This window comes from Ferrovum myxofaciens, assembly GCF_000735045.1.
GTDB classification, from domain to species: Bacteria; Pseudomonadota; Gammaproteobacteria; order Burkholderiales; family Ferrovaceae; genus Ferrovum; species Ferrovum myxofaciens.
Genome location: NZ_JPOQ01000024.1, coordinates 1 through 22,678, shown reverse-complemented (window position 1 = coordinate 22,678; position 22,678 = coordinate 1). Strand labels below are relative to the sequence as shown.

Genomic DNA, 22,678 nt, shown 5'->3' with positions numbered 1-22,678 from the left:
CAAGGTTCAACTAGCAAAAAGACGCGCCAGGGGCTACCGCAATACTGGAAATTTCATCAACATGATTTACTTTTTGTGCGGCAAACTGAAATTCAGTTACCCACTGTATTTCACATAGAGCCAAAAATATTGTGGGGTCGTTGACTTTGATGATGCAAAGTATTAGAATTCGCCTGTCTCATTCTCCAGGGAGAAATCTTGGACAGTTGCTCTAGTATCTTGACCGCGTCAGCTAAATCAGCGAAAGCGTAGGCACTGTCTTCAAGACTCCCGCCACCGTCTCGCTGATTCAGCGGGACGGTGTATCCTCAGCATACCCTTGTTTGTTTAAAACGGGTTGCCCTGAACACCTCCTCACGGTCGTAAATCATATGTCGTGTCTTACCGATGCCGCCGGGGTAGTTTGGTTGCGCTCAGTTGCTCGGTTCTTTGCACGACGTTTCCGATCAACGCATTGCTTGTCCGTCCTGCATGGCGGACGCATTTGTGCGAGGTGTCATCATGACTTTCAATCTGAACAAGGTAATACATTTTTTCACCGGCCGTATTCCTTCGAATCTGATCCGGTTTTCCGAAGTGCACAGGACTTTTCCAGAACTTCGCGCTGGCCAGACCAGCCAGGACATTGGTGGGGGTAGTGCTTTATTCGGTGTTTTGGTCCCGATGCACATAGACAGTGACCGTCCCTTCTAGAAAACCGATCTTGGATGCGACAACTTGTCGCATCCAAGCACACAAAAACCCCATGGAATTCTCCCCATGTCTACAAAGCAATGTAAGTCAGCGGCGACAGTTGTCACCGGCAGTGCCCACGCTGACCACATTCGTGGCTCTTTTGGTGCTACCGTTTACCTTGAGTTGGGGCGCGCTTTCGGTCGTGTCCTGTGCTTGTTGCTCTGCCTCATTTCCCTTCAGTCCCACGCCGAACTCTGGAGTTTCGGGGGGGACGATGGCAAGGAGGAACACGCGCCGCCCTGGGTGGTTCAGGGGGATGAAACTTTCATCGACCAATACCATGGTTCCTTTCCTTCAGCCCATTCCAACGGACCGAACAGTTTTCTGTCCACTCCCGAGAATTCTTTCTCGAATATTCTTGGTCTGCAACTGGGTTTTGATCTAGGGAACCAGGGAGAATTCTGGTTTCGTGAGGAAACCATACGCGGAATACCCCTCAGCAATGCAGGGGGATTGGGGGCATTGACCAATAACGACATGCAGCGCTACATGACTAATACCTTCGTGACCTACCTCGCCTTGGGGTTTTACACGCGGGTAGTCAACTTTGGTGGAGAAAGCGATTCCTTGCCCATGGCCAGCCATCAGTTCGATCGGGCGGTGGATTCCCACCGTTTAACCTGGACCATCGGAAAAGTGGATGTGCTGTCCTATTTTGACGGTAATGCTTACGCCCACAAGAGCGACGACCAGTTTCTCAACTGGTGCTTCATGACCTCCTGTGCCTACGATTATGCAGCAGATTCTCGAGGGTATACCTGGGGCGCTTCAAGCGAACTAACCTGGGATCGCTGGTCTGCGCGTTTCGGCTGGTTTGCCATGCCCGTCCTGCCCAATCAACTGGCCCTTGATCCGGCCATGGGCGAACATTTTGGAGTCAATGGAGAAATTGAACGGCGTTGGGACACAGGGGCTCTCAAATTGCTGATGTACCAGGGGCGCATGCAATTGGCCAATTTTGGTTCCTACCTCAACCAAACCGGGATCTTCATTGCGAATCAGCCCAGATACAATGCCATACGGGGAGGGGGAGGACTCAATCTGCAACAGGCCTTGGCTCCTGGGGTGGGTTTGTTTGCCCGCGCCTTCTGGACGGGGGGAAGCAACGAGTCCATGGCGTTCACGGAAGTGGACCGTAGTTTCAGCGCGGGTCTTTCCCTGGATGGACAGAACTGGGGGCGCAGCAGGGATGGCATTGGGCTGGGCTGGGCGCTCAACCAGATCAGCGGTGCACGCCAGGCCTTTTTGACGGCGGGCAATTATGATTTGTTCATCGGCGATGGCTACCTGATGTATGCGCCTGAGTACGTGCTGGAAACTTACTACAAGTGGGGCATCGTGGACGGTGTTCACCTGACGGCAGACTGGCAACACGTTGCCAATCCCGCGTACAATCAACTACGCGGTCCGATCGATGTATACGGACTGCGTTTGCATATCGACTTTTGATCCCACAAGATTGTCACTTGTCCGGGATCTGCGCGGCAAGTAACCTTCTTTCCTGCTGCAACCGAAAAAACTGGGGACGAGAGTTTCCACGTGTTCCGCCATGGGTATGTTCGCCAGCGTACAGAAAGTTCGAACATGAAAGTGAATGATGACAACTGGATCTTTACCAACCCATTGTCAGGAGTTCATCATGAACAAAAATCAAGTCAAAGAAACCGTTGTGGGTATCAGGTTTGCCGGAGCTCTTATTCTGGTCATGGGGTTGCTTACGCCCGTTTTCTCCTATGCGGTGGATTCTTCCACCGATACTGCCGGTCAATATCTGGATGATGCGACCATCACCACCAAAGTGAAGGCAAGTTTTGCTGAGGACAAAGGAATAAAAGGGCGCGACATCAGCGTTCGCACCGATCACGGTGTTGTGGATTTGACTGGAACCGTCAATAGCGCGAAAGAGTCCGCATGGGCCACGACACTTGCGACACACGTGGAATCGGTGAAGGCAGTACACAATAATTTAAAAGTTGATTCGAAGTAAAGCAGGCTAGAAAAAATGCCTGGGTTGATGAATCCTGGCGTGCCCGTTCCAAAGTCGGGCATGTTTACGGATCTCGATATTTATTTGTTCAAGCAAGGCGATCATTTTCGTCTATATGAAAAACTTGGTTCGCACTGTATTACCCTTGAAGACGTAAAAGGTACCTGGTTTTCCGTATGGGCACCGAATGCGGTGAGTGTCTCGGTGATCGGCGAGTTCAATTATTGGGATGCCACCGTCCATGCACTGTGTCTCCGTGATGATGGATCGGGGATTTGGGAAGGATTCATTGCGGATGTCACAGTCGGAGCGACGTATAAGTACAGCATCCTTTCCCGCGATGGGAAAACAGCCGACAAGGGTGATCCATTTGCGCTCTACTGGGAAAAACCGCCTTTAACTGCTTCCCGTGTTTGGGAATTGGATCATGCCTGGAATGATGCTGACTGGATGCGGGTGCGCGGAGAGAAAAACCGGCTGAACGCGCCTTTTTCCATTTACGAAGTACATTTGGGTTCCTGGCGGCGCGTTCCCGAAGAGGGCAACCGTTCTCTCACCTATCGTGAGATGGCAGAGTGGTTGCCGCGTTACCTTGTGGAATTGAATTTCACCCATGTGGAATTCATGCCGGTGACAGAACACCCTTTTTACGGTTCCTGGGGCTACGAGACCATCGGCTATTTTGCACCAACGGCGCGTTACGGTCCACCAGAGGATTTCATGTTACTGGTAGATACCTTGCATCAGCAGGGCATTGGCGTGATTCTGGACTGGGTGCCCGCACATTTTCCTGCCGATGCTCATGGCCTCGGTCATTTTGATGGGACTTTTCTGTATGAGCATGCCGATCCGCGTCAGGGCTATCAACCGGACTGGCATAGTTCATTGTTCAATTATGGTCGAAATGAGGTACGTGCATTTCTCACCAGCAGTGCCCTGTTCTGGCTTGATAAATATCATATTGACGGACTGCGCATCGATGCAGTGACATCAATGCTTTATCTGGATTATGGCCGCAAGGAAGGTGAGTGGATTCCTAACCGCAATGGTGGACGGGAGAATCTGGATGCAGTCACTTTCTTGCGTAACCTGAATGATGCGATTTATCGTGATTATCCGGATACCCAGACGTTTGCCGAAGAGTCCACTGCCTGGCCCATGGTTTCCCGTCCCGCCAATTTTGGTGGTCTGGGTTTCGGTCTGAAATGGAATATGGGGTGGATGCATGACACTCTGGAATATTTTTCAGAAAATCCGATCAACCGAAAATACCACCATACACAAATCATTTTTAGTATTTGGTATGCATTTTCAGAAAACTTCGTCTTGCCTTTGTCCCATGACGAAGTAGTTTACGGCAAAGGTTCGCTGATTGGAAAAATGTCCTGTGATGAATGGCAGAAGTTTGCCAATCTGCGCTTGTTATATGGCTATATGTGGGGGCATCCGGGCAAAAAACTGTTGTTCATGGGCTGCGAATTTGGACAGAAGAGTGAGTGGCAGCACGAAGAAAGTCTGGACTGGTCTGTACTGCAATATCCGTTGCACGCCGGATTGCGGCGCTGGGTCGAAGATCTCAACCGTTTTTACCGCAGTGAAGCGGCACTCTATCAGCAAGATTTCAGCCGCGATGGTTTTCAATGGATAGAGTGTAACAGTGCGGAAAAAAGTGTGGTGAGTTTCCTGCGCCGTGGCTATGGCGCTGGCGATGTGCTGTTGGTGGTCTGCAATTTTACCCCCGTCATCCGTGAAAATTACCTGGTCGGCGTGCCTGGCGGTGGTTACTGGCACGAAGTGCTCAACAGCGATAGTGAACTTTATGGTGGCAGCGGCGTGGGGAATTTGGGGGGCGTTGAAGCCGGTCCCGTTTCTGCAGGCGAAATGTACCATTCGCTGATGCTGCGTCTGCCTCCCCTGGCTGTTCTCTTCTTTAAACCAGGGGATGGGTCATGATGGACGGACACAAACTTGACGGCAGGCGGCGTGTGATCATCGATAACGTACAACCGGAAATCGAGTTCGGGCGCTTTCCAGTCAAGCGGGTCATCGGTCAGGCGTTGGTGGTGGAGGCCGATGCCTTCACCGACAGTCATGATGCTGTGAATTGTGTGTTGCGCTACCGACATGACAAGGATCCTGACTGGCATGAGATTTTTATGTGTCCCTTGGGGAATGATCGTTGGCACGCATCGTTCCCGCTCAAGGAATTGGGTCAATATGTCTACACAATCACCGCTTGGATCGACCATTTTTTTTCCTGGCGGCATGACTTCGTGCTTCGCAATGACGCTCAGGATATTGCTCAGACACTTCTGGTCGGTGCAAGGTTGGTGGAAGAGGCTGCGACGCGTGCCATGGGTAAACATCAGGGGCAACTCCAAAGGTTTGCCGGAAAAATGCGGACGGTCTCACCGGATGCAGGTGCCCTTCTGGCTCGTTCTGAGACTTTGGCCAGCCTGATGCAGCACTATTCCGACCGGAGCCTGGCATCGGACTATCCCCATCTGCCCAGCGTATGGTCTGAGCCGGTAAAAGCACGATACAGCACATGGTATGAGTTTTTTCCTCGTTCCTGTGTCGGCAATGACCAAGAGCACGGGAGTTTCTCTGAATGTCAAAAGCGGTTGCCCTATATCGCAGACATGGGATTCGATGTGCTGTATTTGCCCCCCATTCATCCGATCGGTTTGACACACCGAAAGGGCCAAAATAATACGTTGGGAGCCAGTGACACGGATGTAGGCAGCCCGTGGGCGATCGGTGCGGAGGAGGGGGGGCACACCTCGATTCATCCGCAACTTGGCACGCTGGAAGACTTTCGGCGCCTGGTGACAAAAGCGCAAGAACTGGGTATGGATATTGCCCTGGATATGGCTTTTCAGTGTTCCCCCGATCATCCTTATGTGCGAGAGCATCCGGAATGGTTTCGCCATCGTGCGGATGGCAGTATCCAGTATGCTGAAAATCCACCTAAAAAATACGAAGACATTATTCCATTTAATTTTGAAACCGATGCCTGGCAAGGGTTATGGCAGGAACTTCTGGATGTGGTTCTGTTCTGGATCAAGCAAGGGGTTTACCTATTCCGGGTGGATAATCCGCACACCAAACCCTTCCTGTTTTGGGAATGGCTGATTGGCGAAGTCAAGCGCGTACACCCTGAAACGATTTTTTTGGCGGAAGCCTTTACCCGGCCGAAAATTGCCTACCATCTTGCCAAGACAGGCTTCAGTCAGTCCTATACTTATTTCACCTGGCGCAATTCAAAACGAGAACTTGAGACGTATTTCACCGAACTCACCCAAACCGAAGTACGCGACTATTTCCGACCAAATCTGTGGCCAAATTCGCCCGATATTCTGGCTGAATTTTTGCAGTTCGGTGGTCGTCCGGCGTTTATGCTGCGTCTGGTGCTGGCGAGTACGCTGGGCGCAAATTATGGTATCTATGGCCCGGCTTACGAGTTGATGGAAGCTTCGCCCCGCGCTCCAGGTGAAGAAGAATACCTCGATTCCGAGAAATATCAAGTGCGGCGCTGGGCGCTTGATCGTACAGACAGCCTGAGAGATTTCGTCACGCGGGTGAACCGTATCCGCAGGGAAAACGTAGCGCTGCAACAGGATCACCATTTGCAGTTTTTTGAGGTAAATAATGACAATCTGCTGTGTTATGCAAAAACCACACCGGATAACGCTGAAATCATTCTGGTGGTGGTCAATCTGGATCCGCATCATACCCAATCCGGCTGGATTACCTTGCCGCTGGACAGGCTTGGGCTGGAGGCGGATCGCTCTTATCAAGCCCAGGATCTGCTGACGGCTGCGTGCTATTTGTGGAATGGCGCGCTCAACTACGTTGAAATCAATCCTCAGGTGGCGCCTGCACATATTTTCAAATTGCGTCGGCACGTACATACCGAACATGACTTTGACTACTTCCTGTGAGCGCGCGCTATGAATGAGACCAAGGCCAATGACTCCCCCCTGTCCGTGGACAACCCGGAATGGATGGAAGATCCGCTCTGGTATAAGGATGCTGTTATTTACGAACTGCACATCAAGGCTTTTTTTGATAGTGACGATAATGGCATGGGAGATTTCGTCGGGTTGATTCGGAAACTTGATTATCTTCAGAATTTAGGGGTAAATACACTCTGGTTATTACCCTTTTACCCTTCGCCCATGCGCGATGACGGGTATGACATATCCGATTATCGCACTATCCATCCCATGTACGGCACGATGGCCAATTTCAGGCAGTTCGTGAAAGAGGCACACCGTCGTGGTCTCAAGGTCATCACGGAATTGGTCATCAATCACACTTCCGATCAACACCCCTGGTTTCAAGCTGCCCGTCGGGCACCCGCCGGGTCGAACAAACGGAATTTTTACGTATGGAGCGATACGGACCAGAAATTTCCAGAGACGCGCATCATCTTCAGTGATACCGAGAAATCCAACTGGGCCTGGGATGATGAAGCACAAGCCTATTACTGGCATCGATTCTTTCACCACCAACCCGATCTCAATTTCAACAATCCCAGGGTGGTGAAAGAGGTCATTAAACTGATGCGTTTTTGGTTGGATCTGGGGGTGGACGGATTGCGTCTGGATGCGGTTCCCTATCTGTGCGTGCAAGAAGGAACACAAAACGAAAATCTGCCGGGTACGCATGCCGTGATCAAACAAATGCGTGAGGTGCTCGATGCGCATTACACCAACCGCGTCTTTCTCGCTGAAGTCAATCAGTGGCCGGAAGATGTACGAGACTACTTCAGTGATGGTGATGAATGTCACATGGCTTATCATTTTCCCCTCATGCCGCGAATGTACATCGCCATCGCTCAGGAAGACCGTCATCCCATCGTTGATATCATCCGGCAAACCCCGAGTATTCCAGAAACCTGTCAATGGACCATTTTTCTGCGTAACCACGACGAGCTTACCCTGGAAATGGTCACGGACAAAGAACGTGACTACATGTATCAGATATACATCGGCGATTCCCACGCGCGCCTGAACATCGGCATTCGATGCCGACTGGCACCCCTGATGGGGAATGAAATAGATAAAATCAAATTGATGAATAATTTGTTGCTGTCCATGCCAGGCTCTCCCTGCCTCTATTACGGGGACGAAATTGGCATGGGGGACAATTTTTTTCTGGGAGATCGTAACGGTCTGCGCACACCTATGCAATGGAGTCCGGATCGCAATGCCGGTTTCTCCCGCGCTGATCCGCAGCGCCTGTACCTGCCGCCCATCATGGACCTGGAGTATGGCTTCGGAGCCGTGAATGTGGAGGCACAGTTGCGGGAACGGGGTTCGCTGTTGAACTGGATGCGGCGTGTGCTGGCACTGCGCAAAAACCATCGGGCATTTGGGCGCGGGACACTGGTTTTTTTACACCCCGTCAATCGCAAGATACTCGCCTATTTAAGGTCATACGATAATGACATCATTTTGTGCGTCAGCAACCTGTCACGTAACGCGCAAGCAGTGGAACTCGATCTTTCGGCTTATAAGGGATATGTACCGGTGGAACTAATGGGCCGAGCGGTTTTTCCGCCCATTGGTCAATTACCCTACCTCCTCACATTGTCCGGATATAATTATTATTGGTTTCTGCTGACCAGAGACGAAGAGGTTTCGGTAGAGCATGTAGAACAATTGCTTCCCGATGAATTGCCGACCCTGGTATTGTTCAAAGGCTTGCAGAGTTTCTTTCGCGAGCGGGTCGAACACTGGCATGTTGCCATGGCAGAGACGGTTCGTGCCCAACTTGAAGAAGACGTATTGCCACATTTTATTGCAACGCAACGGTGGTATGGGTCCAAAGGCGAAGGGGTGCGACGGGTGGTCATCGATGATTATGCCCGGTGGGAGAATGCGAAATCCCTCTCGTTGATAACCCTGTTTCGTATTGAAGGGGCAGTGGAAGAACCTCTGGTTTATTTTATCCCCCTCTCGCTGGCATGGGAAAATGGCGACGAGGAGCGTTTGCACGCTATGATGTCTGCCACCGTTGCCAAAGTTCGACATCAGGCAAAAGTTGGAATCTTGTGCGATGCGTTTGCGGACCCGGAATTCTGCAGGTTTCTGGTGCAGGCCATGGGCGCGCGTCAAACGCTGCCTTGTGAACAAGGTGTCATAAACTTCTCGACGACCCAAGCATTCTCGGTACTCGCAGGCGAGGTATCTTCTGCTCAACTATCCGTTCGACAGCCCAGCACACAGGGCAGCAATACCGTTGTCGTGCTGGATGAAAAGTTTTTCCTGAAAGGCTATCGGCATTTGCAAATCGGGACGCAACCCGAGTTTGAAATCGGGCGTTTTTTAACCGATGTGGCCAACTTCCCCAATACGATACCGGTACTCGGCATCATCGAGTATCAAGGCAGCAATGGCAATAACATGACACTTGCCTTGTTACAAAGTTATATCGAAAACCAGGGTGACTGCTGGAGTTACACGCTGGACTACCTGAATCGATTCCTGGAAGACGCGCACACCGCAGTTGAACCGGCCAAAATAATGGCGCAGACGCATCATAGTGCCTATCTGATTCTGATGCGCACGCTGGGTCAGCGTACGGGTGAACTGCACAATGCACTGGGTAAAGTGACCGGGGATTTGGCTTTCGACCCCGAACCGATTTCAGCTACCGATCTTGCGGACTGGGTATTGCAGTTGCAAGCAGAAGCCGTAACCACGCTGGATCTGCTGGAACTTCATGCAGAAAATCTGTCAGGAAATGCTCAAGAAACCGCAAAAACCTTGCTCACGCAGCGAAAAGAACTTGCTGACCGTATTCAAGCCTGTGTTATTGAACCGATCAAGGCAGTCAAAACACGCTACCACGGTGATTTGCATCTGGGGCAGGTCCTGCTCACCCAGAATGATTTCATGTTCATCGATTTTGAGGGAGAACCTGCCCGTCCCCTCGCCGAACGTCTCCATAAGCACTCGCCCTTGAGGGATGTGGCCGGTATGCTGCGATCCTTCGACTATGTCGCCCACACCGCACTGGTGAATGTCCGTGCAGATCAACCCGAAGATTTGGCGATGTTTGAAGCCTTGCTCAACGACTGGGAAGCCGAAGCCGGGCGTGTTTTTCTCGCGGCTTACGATGAAGCGGTGCAGGATTCCAACCTGTTCTCAGAGCAGTCCTCAACGCACGGCTTGCTGGACCTGTTTTTGCTGGAAAAGGCACTTTACGAAGTACGCTACGAACTTGACAATCGCCCGGATTGGGTAATTATTCCATTGCTTGGAATCCTGGCGCTCGTACACAGGGATATACCGCAGTAGGTGATCACAACTCACTGCCGGATAGACGTTTTTTATGAGCAACCGTGTTTGACACGAATATTTCAACAGTGAGAACTCACCATGAACAAACCCATATCGTCAGTCTGGCCGGGTCGTCCTTATCCGCGCGGTGCACATTGGGACGGCGAGGGGGTGAATTTTGCTATTTTTTCCGTGCATGCTGAAATGGTTGAGTTGTGTCTGTTCGATCCGAAGGGAAAGAGCGAAATTCAGCGTATCGAACTGAAAGAGCGTAGTGATTTCGTCTGGCACTGCTATCTGCCCGAACTTCGTCCCGGCGCGCTTTATGGTTTCAGGGTGCATGGACCTTACCGTCCAGAGGATGGGCATCGGTTCAATCCGAACAAACTGTTGATAGAACCCTATGCGAAGGATATCGTGGGGACACCAATCTGGAACGATGCGCATTTCGGTTACAGCATCGGCAGCAAGCAAGAGGATCTTTCTTTTAACCGCCGCGACAACGCCAGTTTCATGCCGAAGTGTCGGGTCATCGATCAGACCTTCAACTGGGGGAATGATCAATCGCCGGACATTCAATGGCAGGATATGGTGACTTACGAGTTGCATGTCAAAGGATTTACCATGCAACATCCAGGTATTCCTGACCGGTTTCGCGGTACCTACGCCGGGTTGTCGATGGGGCCCCCCATCGAACATCTCAAACGTTTGGGCGTGACCACGGTCGAACTGATGCCGGTACATACTTTCTTTGACGATCGCTACTTGGTCGAACGGGGGATGAAAAATTACTGGGGATATAATTCGATTGGTTTCCTGGCCCCGGATTCCCGTTATTCGGCGAGCGGTGATATCAGCGAATTCAAGACCATGGTAAAGATGCTCCATAAGGCGGGCATCGAGGTCATTCTGGATGTAGTCTACAACCACACCGTCGAAGGAAATCAAATGGGTCCGACCCAGTCCTTCCGGGGGATCGACAATGTTTCCTATTATCGTCTGGTGGCTGATAACCCTCGCTATTATATGGACTATACGGGCTGTGGCAACACCTTGGACATGCAACAATCCTGTGTGCTCCAACTGATCATGGACAGTCTGCGCTATTGGGTGCTGGAGATGCATGTGGATGGTTTCCGTTTCGATCTGGCTTCCGCTCTGGCCAGGGAGTTGCATGAAGTCAACCAGTTGGGAACCTTCTTCGACACCATCCGTCAGGATCCGGTGCTGAGCACCATCAAACTGATTGCCGAACCCTGGGACCTGGGCGAGGGAGGGTATCAGGTGGGAAATTTCCCGATGGGCTGGGCGGAATGGAACGACAAGTATCGTGACAGTATTCGCTCCTACTGGAAAGGCGATGGCGGACTACTCGGAGAACTGGCACAACGCTTGACCGGATCCAGCGATCTGTATGAACGCAGCGGACGCAAACCCCATGCCAGCATTAACTTCATTTGTGCACACGATGGTTTTACTTTGCATGATCTGGTGACCTACGACACCAAACATAACGAGGCCAATCAGGAAGACAACCATGATGGGAACGACAATAATCATTCCTGGAATTGCGGCATCGAGGGGGAAACGGACAATCCGGAGATCAATATTCTGCGCGCCCGCCAGAAACGAAATCTTCTTGCCACCCTCTTGTTTTCACAGGGGGTTCCCATGCTGGTTGCCGGGGACGAGATGGGCCGTACCCAGCAAGGCAATAACAACGCCTACTGCCAGGATAATGCAATTAATTGGCTATCGTGGGAACTTAAGCCACAGGATCAGGATTTGCTCGAATTCACCCGGAGCATTATCAGTTTGCGCCTCAAGCACCCCCTGCTGCGACGGCGTTATTTTTTTCAGGGACGCTCCATTCGCGGCGGTGATGTAAAAGATATTATTTGGCTTAAACCGGATAGTACAGAGATGAGTGATGATGACTGGAACCAGCCATTTTCACGTTGTCTGGGCTTGCACCTGATCGGCGACTCCTTGTTTGAAACCGACAAATACGGGCAGCGTCTGATCGACGACAATCTCCTGTTGCTGATCAATGCGTATCATGAGGACATTGCTTTTACCCTGCCGGAATTTGATGAGCATTCCTGTTGGGATGCGTTGCTCGATACGTTTGACGGTACGGGAATACCCGAGACTTCTCACTACCAAGTCGGACAAAAGTACTCCGTGCATGGACGGAGTTTGGTGCTCTTGAAACAAAGCAAAACGCAATGAGAAGCTCTCATGACATGCCTTTCGGGGCCCATCTGCTGCCAGGTGGAAATATACGTTTTCGCCTATGGGCACCTGCGGTACGACAGGTTGAGTTGATCCTGGAACAGGACGATGGAAAAAAAACCATTTTGCCGATGCACTCCCTTGCAGACGGCTGGTTTCAAATCGAGACTTCGCCACCACAGGCGCAACCTGGAACCTTCTATCATTATCGGCTGGATGATGCGTTGGATATCCCTGATCCGGCATCGCGTGCCAATCCTCAGGACATACACGGCCCCAGCCAGGTGGTCGATGCCACTGCTTTTATCTGGCAGGACGATGCCTGGCAGGGGCGCCCCTGGCATGAAGCGGTCATCTACGAACTGCATCTGGGTACATTCACGAGCGCAGGTACCTTCGCGGCTGCCCTGCAGCATCTGGACTACCTGGTGGAACTGGGGATTACTGCCATCGAGTTGATGCCCGTTGCAGATTTTCCGGGAGCACGGAACTGGGGTTACGATGGAGTGCTGCTGTTTGCGCCCGACCACAGTTATGGCACGCCAGAAGACCTGAAGACACTGGTGCAGGCCGCTCATGCACGTGGATTGATGGTATTGCTGGATGTGGTGTACAACCACTTCGGACCGGAGGGCAATTATCTTCATGCTTATGCCCCGCAGTTCTTTAGTGATCGCCATCATACGCCGTGGGGCGCGGCCATCAATTTTGATGGCAAGGACAGCCGCACGGTCCGCGATTTTTTCATTCATAACGCATTGTACTGGCTCGAGGAATACCATTTCGACGGGTTGCGGCTCGATGCAGTGCACGCCATTGCCGATAACAGCCGACCGGATATCGTGATTGAACTGGCTGCGGCTGTACAGGCAGGACCTGGAAGCACCCGGCAAGTGCACCTGATACTGGAAAACGATGCCAATATTGCCAGTTATTTACAACAAGGAACCCTTGCCGCCCAGTGGAATGACGATTGCCACCACGCCTTGCATCTATTGCTGACTGGTGAATCGGATGGCTACTATGCGGATTATGCCGATCAGCCAACCCGTCATCTGGCCCGTTGTCTGGCGGAAGGCTTTGCTTTTCAGGGCGAGCCTTCTGCTTTTCGTGCCGGGCAACTGCGTGGCGAACCAAGCCGACACTTGCCGCTCAGTGCGTTCATCAACTTCACCCAGACCCACGACCAGATAGGCAATCGCGCTTACGGCGAACGTATGGCCCGGTTGGCCCCAGAAAAATCGCTGCAAGTGGCGCTGGCTATATTACTGCTGGCCCCATCCCCACCGATGCTATTCATGGGCGAAGAATTCGCTGCGGCAACGCCCTTTCAGTTTTTCTGCGATTTCCAGGGTGAATTGGCCAGTACGGTCACTGAGGGGCGACGACGCGAATTTTCCGGTTTTCGTGCCTTTACCGACCCCGCTGCGCTGGCGAGTATTCCAGATCCCAACGATTTGGCCACCTTCGAAGGGTGCAAACTTGATTGGGACTGCTTGAATCAATCCCGGCATCAGGCTTGGCTGGAATATTACCAACGTTTACTGGCATTGCGACGTACACAGATCATGCCACATTTGCCGGGTATTCATGGGGGTGCTGGATTTGAACTGATTGGGGCGACGGGGCTGATCGTGCGTTGGGGTTTGGGGGATGGCACGCAACTGACGTTGTTGACCAATCTGGGGGATGAACCAATGGAAGGCCCCTTGCATCTTGACGGCGCTCCACTCTACCTGAGCCAAGTCGATCTGTCCGGTTTCCTTTCTGCCGGGCGTATGCCCCCCTGGTGCGCGGCTTGGTTTATCAAGGAAACCCAACTATGAATTCCAAGGATGCGCTCGTACAACTGGCCGAGTTGCAGGGTATCGCGCCGCACTATCAAGACCTGAAGGGTGATCTCTGTCACACCAAGCCAGCCACGCAACGCGCTTTGCTCACTGCGATGGGGGTGAAGCTGGATGGCGATTTGCCTACCATTCTGGCTGAACATGAGGCGCGGTCATGGCGTAACTTGCTACCGCCCGTATGGGTCGTGCGAGCGGCGACAAAGACCGTTGCGGTACCGGTTGCATTTCCTTCTACGTGCAGGTCTGACTTATATCGGTGGCAGTTGACGCAGGAAGATGGCATGCGTGAAGAGGGAGAGTTCCGGCCGGTGAATCTTGAAGCCACGGGCAGTCATCAGATCGATGACGAGCAGTATCAGCGTGGCTTGCTACAGTTGCCTAACTGTCCGAAACCAGGCTATCACCGGCTAACCGTGCGTACCCCCGAGGGGGTGGAAACCTGCATGTCTTTGATCGTTGTACCTGCTACCTGCTACCAGCCCACAGTACTCGCCGATGGGGGGCGAATCCATGGAGCCGCTCTGCAACTTTACGGCGTCCGCTCGCAGCGTAATTGGGGTATCGGCGACTTTACCGACTTGCGCATGATGGTTGAACTGGCCAGTGAGGCAGGCATGGATATTATCGGTCTCAATCCACTGCATGCTTTATTTCCAGGCAATCCGGCCCATGCCAGCCCGTACAGTCCATCCAGTCGTCTGTTCCTCAATATCTTGTATCTGGACCTGGAAGCGGTAGAAGATTTTACCGAATGTGATGAAGCCCGCTCCATGGTTGAGGACGAAAGGTTTCAGGCCCGCTTACGTGCGTTACGCTCTGAGGAACTGGTGGATTATTCCCAAGTCATGGAGGCCAAGCAGACGATACTTGACTGCCTGTATCGGCACTTCAGAGAACGGCACCTGAAAGGGAATAGCGAACGTGGACAGCAGTTCCGAGAATTTCAGTGGAATGGATTGGAAAGCCTGCGGCGCTATGCACTGTTTGAAGCGTTACAGGCACATTTTCAGAAGCAGGATGCCAGTACTATAGGGGGTTGGCCGGTATGGCCAGAAGCCTACCGCGACCCGGCAGCGCAGGCGGTTGCTGCTTTCACGCAGGATCATTTGGAACAGATCGAGTATTACGAATATCAACAGTGGCTGGCGCACCTGCAACTTGATGCGGTGAAAAAAACTTCGCTGGCCCTGGGGTTGGGGGTTGGATTATATGGGGATCTGGCGGTAGGCGTGAATCGCGGTGGCGCGGAAGTGTGGGCCAATCAGGACGATTATGCGCTCAGTGCCAGCATCGGCACACCGTCGGATGAATCCAACCTGAACGGTCAGGATTGGGAATTGCCCCCCTGGATACCGGAACGCTTGCGTGCGGCAGCTTATGCGCCTTTTGTTCAGATGCTGCGCGCCAATATGCGCCATGTGGGTGCGTTGCGTATCGACCATGTCATGGGACTGATGCGGTTATTTTGGATTCCACAGGACGATGTTGCCGTGGCCGGTACCTATGTGAATTATCCCTTCGATGACCTGCTCGGTATCTTGATGCTGGAAAGCCAGCGGAACTGTTGTCTGGTCATCGGGGAAGATCTGGGTAGCGTGCCGGATCATTTGCGCGAACGACTGCAAGATGTGGGCATATTGTGCTATCGCGTACTGTTTTTTTCCCGTGACGAGCAAGGGGGGTTCATACCCCCCGCTGATTATCCCGTGCAGTCTCTGGTAACGGTGACTACCCATGATTTGCCTACCCTCTACGGCTTTTGGCATGGGCAGGATATTGACACACGTACAATGCTAGGGCTTTTTCCCGGCGAAAACATGCAGCAGGAACAGGTGATGGCACGGGTGCATGACCGTGCTGCATTGCTCATGGCTCTCGAACGCGAGGGGTTGCTGGAGGAGGGGGGCAACCTGCATCCGGGGGGTAATCCGGACATGTCGCCGGAATTGGTGGGCGCGGTACATCGTTTTCTGGCCAGAACACCGGCGCAGGTAATGATGATTTGGCTCGAGGATGTTTTTGGTCAGATGGATCAGGTCAATTTGCCCGGTAGCACCCGTGATGCCTATCCAAATTGGCGACGGCGCTTGACCATCAATCTGGAAGAATGGCGCGACGACTTGCGGTTGAGACGCATTGTCGAGTTCATTGCCATCGAACGAACCAACGCCGGAAAGGCCACATCACAGCAGACCGACCTGCCGCAAACACGCAGTCCGCGTATTCCATTGTCTACCTATCGCCTGCAATTCAGTCGCGCTTTCACTTTCAATCAGGCCCGTAAAATCGTACCCTTCCTGAGCGCGCTGGGCATCTCACACCTGTATGCTTCACCCTACCTCAAGGCGCGACCGGGAAGTCTGCACGGTTACGATATCATCGATCACAACCAGTTGAATCCCGAGATCGGCACGTACCCGGAGTTTGAGTTGCTCTGCGCTACCCTTGCCGAACACGGCATGGGGCAAGTGCTCGATGTGGTTCCCAATCACATGGGTGTGCAGGGCGGAGACAATGCCTGGTGGCTGGATGTTCTGGAGAATGGTCAAGCATCTGTTTATGCCGGATTTTTCGATATTGACTGGGCACCGATCAAGACTGAATTGCGCGGCAAGGTGGTATTACCGGTATTGGCTAACCATTATGGGACGGTGCTGGAGAATGCCGAATTAAAATTGTGTTTTGATGCAGGCCGTGGCGAATTCACGATTTATTATTACGAGCACCGCTTTCCGGTAGATCCCTCCGAGTATCCGCAAATCCTGACGTATCGCATGGATACCTTGGGCGCACGGTTGGGGCAAGACAATTCATTATGGATGGAATACCAGAGCCTGGTTACTGCCTTCCGGAATCTTCCTTCCCGTGCCGAGGGTTTGCTCGAGCGTCAGGTGGAGCGCAGACGAGACAAGGAAGTTCATAAACGTCACCTTGGCGGTCTCGTTAATGGTTCTGCGGATATCGCCTGGTTTATCGAAGAAAACCTGAAATTCTATAACGGTACGGCAGGCGAATCCTCCGGTTTCGACCGACTTCACAATTTGATTGAAGCACAAGCTTACCGACTGGCATTCTGGCAAGTAGCTTCGGATGAGATCAATTACCGGCGATTTTTTGATATCAATGATCTGGCCGGGTTGCGTATGGAGAACGACGAGGTTTTCGATGCTACCCACCAACTATTGCTGCGGTTGGTTCAGGAAGGAAAACTGGATGGCTTGCGCCTGGATCATCCAGACGGGCTGTATGACCCGAAGGCCTATTTTTTCAAGTTGGTTGAGCAATGCAAACGCATCGGTTATGCGCCTTATGTGGTGGTGGAAAAAGTTCTGGCGAACCATGAGGATTTGCGTGCCGACTGGCCGGTACATGGGACTACGGGATATGAATTCACTAATCTGGTCAATGGGTTGTTTGTGGTGACCAGCGCCGCCGAGCGTATGAAGCGCCTTTACAATAACTTCATCGGGGAACATGTGGATTTTGATGATCTGCTCTACGAGTCCAAGAGGCTTGTCATCAAGACTGCGCTGTCCGGGGAGTTGAATGTATTGGCCAACCTGCTCTCTAAAATCGCTGAAGCCGACCGTCATACCTGTGATTACACGTTGAATGGATTGCGTATGGCTCTGGCTGAAATGGTTGCCTGTTTTCCGGTGTACCGTGGTTACATTAATGCCCGTGAGGTTATGGCAGAAGACCTCATTAATGTCGAGCAGGCTACCGTAGAGGCCAAACGCAGAAGCAAAGCAGCGGACACCACCATTTTTGATTTTCTACATGATGTACTCACTCTTGTTGCAGTCGAGGGGAAATTGCCCGCGTACTCTGACCAGGTGCTTGCATTTGCCATGAAATTCCAGCAATTTACCAGTCCGGTCAAAGCGAAAGGACTGGAGGATACCAGTTCTTATCTCTATAACCGCTTGCTGTCGCTCAACGAAGTTGGTGGCGATCCGAGTCGATTTGGAGTGACCCTTACTGCATTCCACCGAGCCAATCGGTTGCGGGCAAAGAATTGGCCCCATGGGATGTTGACCACTTCCACGCACGATACCAAGCGTAGCGAGGATGTGCGTGCCCGCCTCAATGTGTTGTCTGAAATGCCGGCTGCCTGGCGGCTCGCCCTGCGCCATTGGCGCTCTGCCAACCGCAGTCTCAAACGTCTGGTGGATGGGCGGTTGATACCCACACCTAACGATGAATATTTCATCTATCAGACCCTGTTGGGGATCTGGCCCTCAGGTAAGCCGGATGCAAAGGAAATCGCCGACTTGGGTATTCGGTTGGCGGAATATTTGATCAAGGCGGTGCGTGAGGCCAAAGTTCATACCAGTTGGATAAATCCCAATACGGTCTTTGAGGATGCCTTATTGGGATTTGCGGATGCGCTGGTAAATTCGCCCGTGAAAAGTTCGTTCATGACGGATTTTCTGCCTTTTCAGCGGCTGATTGCACGGATGGGCGTGTTCAACAGTCTGTCACAGACCTTGATCAAGTTGACTGTGCCAGGCGTGCCGGATATTTATCAGGGTTGCGAATTATTGAATTTCAGTTTGGTAGATCCGGACAATCGGAGACCCGTCGACTTCGGCATCCGCCAAAGGATGCTCGATGCGTTGCAGAAACTCGAAAGCAAAACGTCGCAGCAACGCACTGCAGGGGTACGTGCGTTATGTGATGGTTTGGAAGATGGGCAGGCCAAATTGCTGATCATAAGATCAGCGCTGGCATTACGGAAGCGCTGGCCAGATGTGTTTCAGAAAGGGAAATATTTGCGTCTGCCCGTCAAGGGAGAACATGCGGTTCATTTGTGCGCTTATGCCCGTATTGATGGCAGGCACATGGTTATTACGCTGGCGCCGCGTTTCTTCGCACAATTGCCGAGCGCTGCCGATACACTCCCTCTGGGAGAAAAGATTTGGGGGAATACAACAGTGGACCTGCCTTTTCATCGACAGGATAACCGATATACCTGTGTCTTCACAGGGAAGGTATTGAAGCCGCATCAGTGGCGGTCTGGTTGGTGTCTGACCATCGCAGAATTGCTGGCGGACTTTCCTGTGGGGTTGATCACCGTTGAGAGCGTGCCTGCGTAATAACTCCCCATTGCCGGGCCGTGGCAGTTATGTGTGTTAACGCACAGCCTCTATATTAAAACAGAGGTTAAATGGATTCGTTAAGTTTTGTATTTTCCGGGTAAACCCAATGGAATGTCGGGCACATCTGCGAGTACGATTGGTCGGTTTGCCATGGTAGGGAGGGATTGTGATGTTGAAAGTTATGGCTTCAGGAGTGGTGTTGACGCTGGTCGTGGTTCTGAGCGGCGCTTATGTTCTGGTGCAAAGCGGGCTTATTCCGGCTAATGCCGATGCAAAACCCGGTGGCCTCGAGACGTGGATGGCTCATACCTCTTTGAAAGCAACCCTGCGCCACGATGCCCCGAAAGAACAAAATCCGGTGGCATTGACTGATAAGAACCTCATGGCGGGCGTTTATCTATTCGCTCAAAACTGTGCAGTTTGTCACGGTACTGCAAAGGGGGTTGCACCGGCATCGCCCATAGCGAAAGGACTTTATCAAAAACCCCCGCAACTTGCGATCGATGGGGTTGAAGATGATCCGGAAGGCTATTCATTCTGGAAAATCAAGCACGGTATTCGTCTGACGGGCATGCCTTCATTTCGGGACTCACTCAGCGACCGACAGATCTGGACGCTTGCGCTTTTTTTGAAGCATATGGACCAGTTGCCGCCTGCGGTTCAGCAGACGTGGGTACATGTGCATAATTGGCCCGTGCTGTGACTCCTGTGAATCGGCGGTCCTGCGGAAATGGAAATTGTTTCAATTGCGGGATGATGTTCGTTACAACGATCATGTTTTGCTTTTAACTCTATAAGGATAAAAAATGATGAGAAATTTTCACTACATAAAATCAAATCAAATACTGCGCAGAATTGGCGTGATCATGGGCGCTGCCATTCTGGTGGCGGGTTGTGCGAGCACTCCACCGCCTACAGCGCAGATGGCTATTTCCAAAACCGCAGTCAGTAACGCAAGCAGCGCTGGAGGAACCGAGTATGCACCGCTTCAAATCAAGTCTGCGAAAGAGAAACTGGATGCTGCGGAGCAGGCAATGGTAGCGAAAAATTATGTGCTTGCAAAGCAATTGGCAGAAGAAGCGCAAGTCGACGCCGAACTGGCTGTCGCGATGGCGCGTTCAAATCAGGCAAAGAAAGCAGCGGACGCAGTGCAGGAGGATAGTCGCGCGCTGCACCAGGAAATAGATCGCAATGCCCAATAATCACCCATGGAGTTCATCATGCAAAAAAACCGATATTTCCCGCTGACCTTGATTGCCGCCGCCACGATTCTTTCTGGTTGTAGTTCAATGTCGCAAAATTCAAATCTCTCGGAAGCACAGAGCAGTTATGAACGTGCGCGAGCCAACCCTCAGGTCACCAGTTTGGCGCCGGCTGAATTGAAGGATGCCAGCGAGTCCCTGACCAAGGCGGACAATGCCTTGAGCACGGGGGAAAGTTCTTCCACGGTGGATCACCTGGCTTACATAGCCAAACGGAAAACGGAAATTGCGTTGGAAACCGCCAAACGGAAAGCGGATGAACTGGCAGTTAGAAACGCCACTGCTCAACGCGAAAAGGCCCAGTTGGCGGCAAGAACAGCTGAAGCTGATCGTGATCAAGTCCTTATTGCTCAACAGACAGAACAACTCAAGGAGTTGAATGCCAAGGAAACCAAACGCGGCATGGTGGTAACACTCGGCGATTTATTGTTCAGTACTGACAAGGCGCAGGTGTCTTCCGGCGGCAAGCACAACGTGCAAAAACTGGCCGGTTTTCTCAACCAATACCCGAAGTATAAGGTATTGGTTGAAGGCTATACGGACAGTACCGGCAGCGACAGTTATAATCAGGAACTGTCCGAACGACGTGCCAATGCTGTACGGGCAGCCCTGCTCGAAGAAGGAATCAGCAGTGACCGCGTCACTACCCATGGATACGGTAAAGCGTACCCAGTTGCCAGCAACGATGCCGCTGCGGGTCGTCAATTGAATCGGCGCGTGGAAATCATTTTCTCTGATTCCAATGGCAATATTGCCCCACGTTAGGAGCCGACGAAAAAATATGAACTACTCTATCTAACTAAGCCCTAAGCCATTGACGCGCTCATTAAAGGATGAAGATGAAAATCAAGATAAGGGATTACCAGATAGGGGAGGGCGAAAAGGTTGACCTCAAGAAGTGGCCAACGCAGGTGAAACCCGTTTATTCGTCGAAGGATCAGTACCAAAAGCTTCTTGGAGAACAGGTGGAGGAACTGAGCAGGCGGCAACAGCTCCTCTATGCATCCAATCGCTATGCGGTGTTGCTGATTTTTCAGGCGATGGACGCTGCGGGCAAGGATGGCGCCATCCGCCATGTCATGTCCGGTGTCAATCCCCAAGGGTGTCAAGTGTTCAGTTTCAAGCATCCCAGTGCTGCGGAACTGGAGCACGACTTTCTGTGGCGTACTTCCCAGTGCTTGCCTGAACGGGGTCGCATCGGTATTTTCAACCGATCTTATTACGAAGAGGTGTTGATCGTTCGCGTACACCCGGAGATTCTTCGCAGTCAGGGGCTACCCGATGGGTTAACCGACGAGGAAACCCTCTGGCAGGAGCGATATCATTCCATCGTGGATTTGGAGAGCCATCTCCATCGTAACGGTACACGGATCATCAAGTTTTTCCTTCATCTTTCGGAGGAAGAGCAGAGAAAACGCTTTATCGATCGCATCGATGACCCAGAAAAAAACTGGAAATTCAGCCTTGCCGACATTGAAGAGAGAAAATTCTGGAAACAATACATGCATGCTTATGAGGCGTGCTTGAGCGCAACAAGTACAAAGATTGCACCGTGGTATGTGGTCCCTGCCGATGATAAGGAAAATGCTCGGCTGATTATTTCGCGGATCATTCTCGATACCTTCAAGGCGCTTGAAATGAGTTACCCAAAGACCGACGAAAAGCGGCGGCAAGAATTGTTGTCGATCCGCCAGCATCTGATGGAGTGAGATTAAAACTCCACGGTCTTCACTTTCCCTGTCACTTTACCAGAACTGTCGCCAGTCCCAATAGCATCCCCATGCTCACTATGTTTGTGGCGGTGGTCAGAAAAATACTTGAAGCAGTGGCGGGGTCGGCACCGAGTCGTTTCAGGATGAGAGGTACGACGGCACCGCAGATGCCGCTGATGAAACAACTGCCGATCATGGCCAAGAAGACAACTGAACTGAGCATAGGGGCACTCTGCAAATGTTGGGTGGTGGCAACTCCATACATGCCCGTTGCCGCTACCAGCCCAACGAGCGCACCATTCAGCAAACCGAGCAGAGCCTCTTTCCTGACCAGCGCTCTTTCCTTGCCCGATTCCAGATCGCCCAGAGCAATCCCCTGAGCGGAATCAAGATGATTGATGGTTTGATTTGCACGCTCTGTGATGGGTTGTAGACGGCTGTCAGAATCCGCATAAATCTGATGGTGGATTTGACTGAGCAATATTGTGACCGTCACGCAAATG

Annotated in this window: 13 protein-coding genes; 12 read left to right on the top strand and 1 reads right to left on the bottom strand. The window is 52.0% G+C overall.

Going from position 1 to position 22,678, the window contains the following annotated elements; genetic code table 11:
* Positions 1 to 759: 759 nt before the first annotated feature.
* The 12 genes from IV91_RS0104570 (at position 760) to IV91_RS0104515 (ending at position 22,172) form a co-directional block, all read left to right on the top strand.
* Positions 760 to 2,184 carry a carbohydrate porin gene (locus IV91_RS0104570; protein WP_051862072.1) on the top strand — a complete coding sequence of 475 codons (1,425 nt, stop codon included), beginning with the start codon at positions 760 to 762 and terminating at the stop codon, positions 2,182 to 2,184.
* 190 nt (positions 2,185 to 2,374) lie between these two features.
* Entirely contained in the window at positions 2,375 to 2,722 is a 348-nt protein-coding gene (locus IV91_RS0104565; RefSeq protein WP_051862070.1) for a BON domain-containing protein, read from the top strand.
* 15 nt (positions 2,723 to 2,737) lie between these two features.
* Complete coding sequence (glgB, locus tag IV91_RS0104560) at positions 2,738 to 4,675, top strand: 1,4-alpha-glucan branching protein GlgB (protein WP_150112382.1); 1,938 nt, start codon at positions 2,738 to 2,740, stop codon at positions 4,673 to 4,675.
* On the top strand, positions 4,672 to 6,666 hold the full coding sequence (locus IV91_RS0104555) for an alpha-1,4-glucan--maltose-1-phosphate maltosyltransferase (RefSeq protein ID WP_200874324.1): 1,995 nt from the start codon (positions 4,672 to 4,674) through the stop codon (positions 6,664 to 6,666). The genes glgB and IV91_RS0104555 overlap by 4 nt, the downstream gene beginning before the upstream one ends.
* Positions 6,667 to 6,675: 9 nt before the next feature.
* Positions 6,676 to 10,032, top strand: coding sequence for a maltose alpha-D-glucosyltransferase (gene treS / locus IV91_RS0104550; RefSeq protein WP_031596391.1), 3,357 nt, complete (start codon positions 6,676 to 6,678; stop codon positions 10,030 to 10,032).
* An 81-nt stretch (positions 10,033 to 10,113) separates the two neighbouring features.
* The gene (gene glgX, locus IV91_RS0104545) at positions 10,114 to 12,246 is read left to right on the top strand and encodes a glycogen debranching protein GlgX (protein WP_031596390.1); all 2,133 of its coding nucleotides are present in this window, start codon (positions 10,114 to 10,116) and stop codon (positions 12,244 to 12,246) included.
* Complete coding sequence (treZ, locus tag IV91_RS0104540) at positions 12,243 to 14,075, top strand: malto-oligosyltrehalose trehalohydrolase (protein ID WP_031596389.1); 1,833 nt, start codon at positions 12,243 to 12,245, stop codon at positions 14,073 to 14,075. Before glgX ends, treZ begins: the two co-directional genes overlap by 4 nt.
* Positions 14,072 to 19,198 carry a malto-oligosyltrehalose synthase gene (locus IV91_RS0104535; RefSeq protein WP_031596388.1) on the top strand — a complete coding sequence of 1,709 codons (5,127 nt, stop codon included), beginning with the start codon at positions 14,072 to 14,074 and terminating at the stop codon, positions 19,196 to 19,198. The genes treZ and IV91_RS0104535 overlap by 4 nt, the downstream gene beginning before the upstream one ends.
* 172 nt (positions 19,199 to 19,370) lie before the next feature.
* Positions 19,371 to 19,904 carry a c-type cytochrome gene (locus IV91_RS16670; RefSeq protein ID WP_051862068.1) on the top strand — a complete coding sequence of 178 codons (534 nt, stop codon included), beginning with the start codon at positions 19,371 to 19,373 and terminating at the stop codon, positions 19,902 to 19,904.
* Positions 19,905 to 20,007: 103 nt separating this feature from the next.
* On the top strand, positions 20,008 to 20,403 hold the full coding sequence (locus IV91_RS0104525) for a DUF4398 domain-containing protein (RefSeq protein ID WP_233418390.1): 396 nt from the start codon (positions 20,008 to 20,010) through the stop codon (positions 20,401 to 20,403).
* 18 nt (positions 20,404 to 20,421) lie between these two features.
* On the top strand, positions 20,422 to 21,228 hold the full coding sequence (locus tag IV91_RS0104520) for an OmpA family protein (protein ID WP_031596385.1): 807 nt from the start codon (positions 20,422 to 20,424) through the stop codon (positions 21,226 to 21,228).
* 74 nt (positions 21,229 to 21,302) lie between these two features.
* The gene (locus IV91_RS0104515) at positions 21,303 to 22,172 is read left to right on the top strand and encodes an ADP-polyphosphate phosphotransferase (protein WP_031596384.1); all 870 of its coding nucleotides are present in this window, start codon (positions 21,303 to 21,305) and stop codon (positions 22,170 to 22,172) included.
* A gap of 31 nt (positions 22,173 to 22,203) precedes the next feature.
* Here the strand turns inward: IV91_RS0104515 and IV91_RS0104510 are convergent.
* Positions 22,204 to 22,678, bottom strand: a 475-nt coding sequence (locus tag IV91_RS0104510; protein WP_031596383.1) for a magnesium transporter, incomplete at its 5' end; no start/stop codon positions are given.

Coding starts and splice junctions, on each gene's coding strand:
- IV91_RS0104570 (WP_051862072.1), top strand. CDS start 760: ATGTCTACAAAGCAATGTAAGTCAGCGGCGACAGTTGTCACCGGCAGT.
- IV91_RS0104565 (WP_051862070.1), top strand. CDS start 2,375: ATGAACAAAAATCAAGTCAAAGAAACCGTTGTGGGTATCAGGTTTGCC.
- glgB (WP_150112382.1), top strand. CDS start 2,738: ATGCCTGGGTTGATGAATCCTGGCGTGCCCGTTCCAAAGTCGGGCATG.
- IV91_RS0104555 (WP_200874324.1), top strand. CDS start 4,672: ATGATGGACGGACACAAACTTGACGGCAGGCGGCGTGTGATCATCGAT.
- treS (WP_031596391.1), top strand. CDS start 6,676: ATGAATGAGACCAAGGCCAATGACTCCCCCCTGTCCGTGGACAACCCG.
- glgX (WP_031596390.1), top strand. CDS start 10,114: ATGAACAAACCCATATCGTCAGTCTGGCCGGGTCGTCCTTATCCGCGC.
- treZ (WP_031596389.1), top strand. CDS start 12,243: ATGAGAAGCTCTCATGACATGCCTTTCGGGGCCCATCTGCTGCCAGGT.
- IV91_RS0104535 (WP_031596388.1), top strand. CDS start 14,072: ATGAATTCCAAGGATGCGCTCGTACAACTGGCCGAGTTGCAGGGTATC.
- IV91_RS16670 (WP_051862068.1), top strand. CDS start 19,371: ATGTTGAAAGTTATGGCTTCAGGAGTGGTGTTGACGCTGGTCGTGGTT.
- IV91_RS0104525 (WP_233418390.1), top strand. CDS start 20,008: ATGATGAGAAATTTTCACTACATAAAATCAAATCAAATACTGCGCAGA.
- IV91_RS0104520 (WP_031596385.1), top strand. CDS start 20,422: ATGCAAAAAAACCGATATTTCCCGCTGACCTTGATTGCCGCCGCCACG.
- IV91_RS0104515 (WP_031596384.1), top strand. CDS start 21,303: ATGAAAATCAAGATAAGGGATTACCAGATAGGGGAGGGCGAAAAGGTT.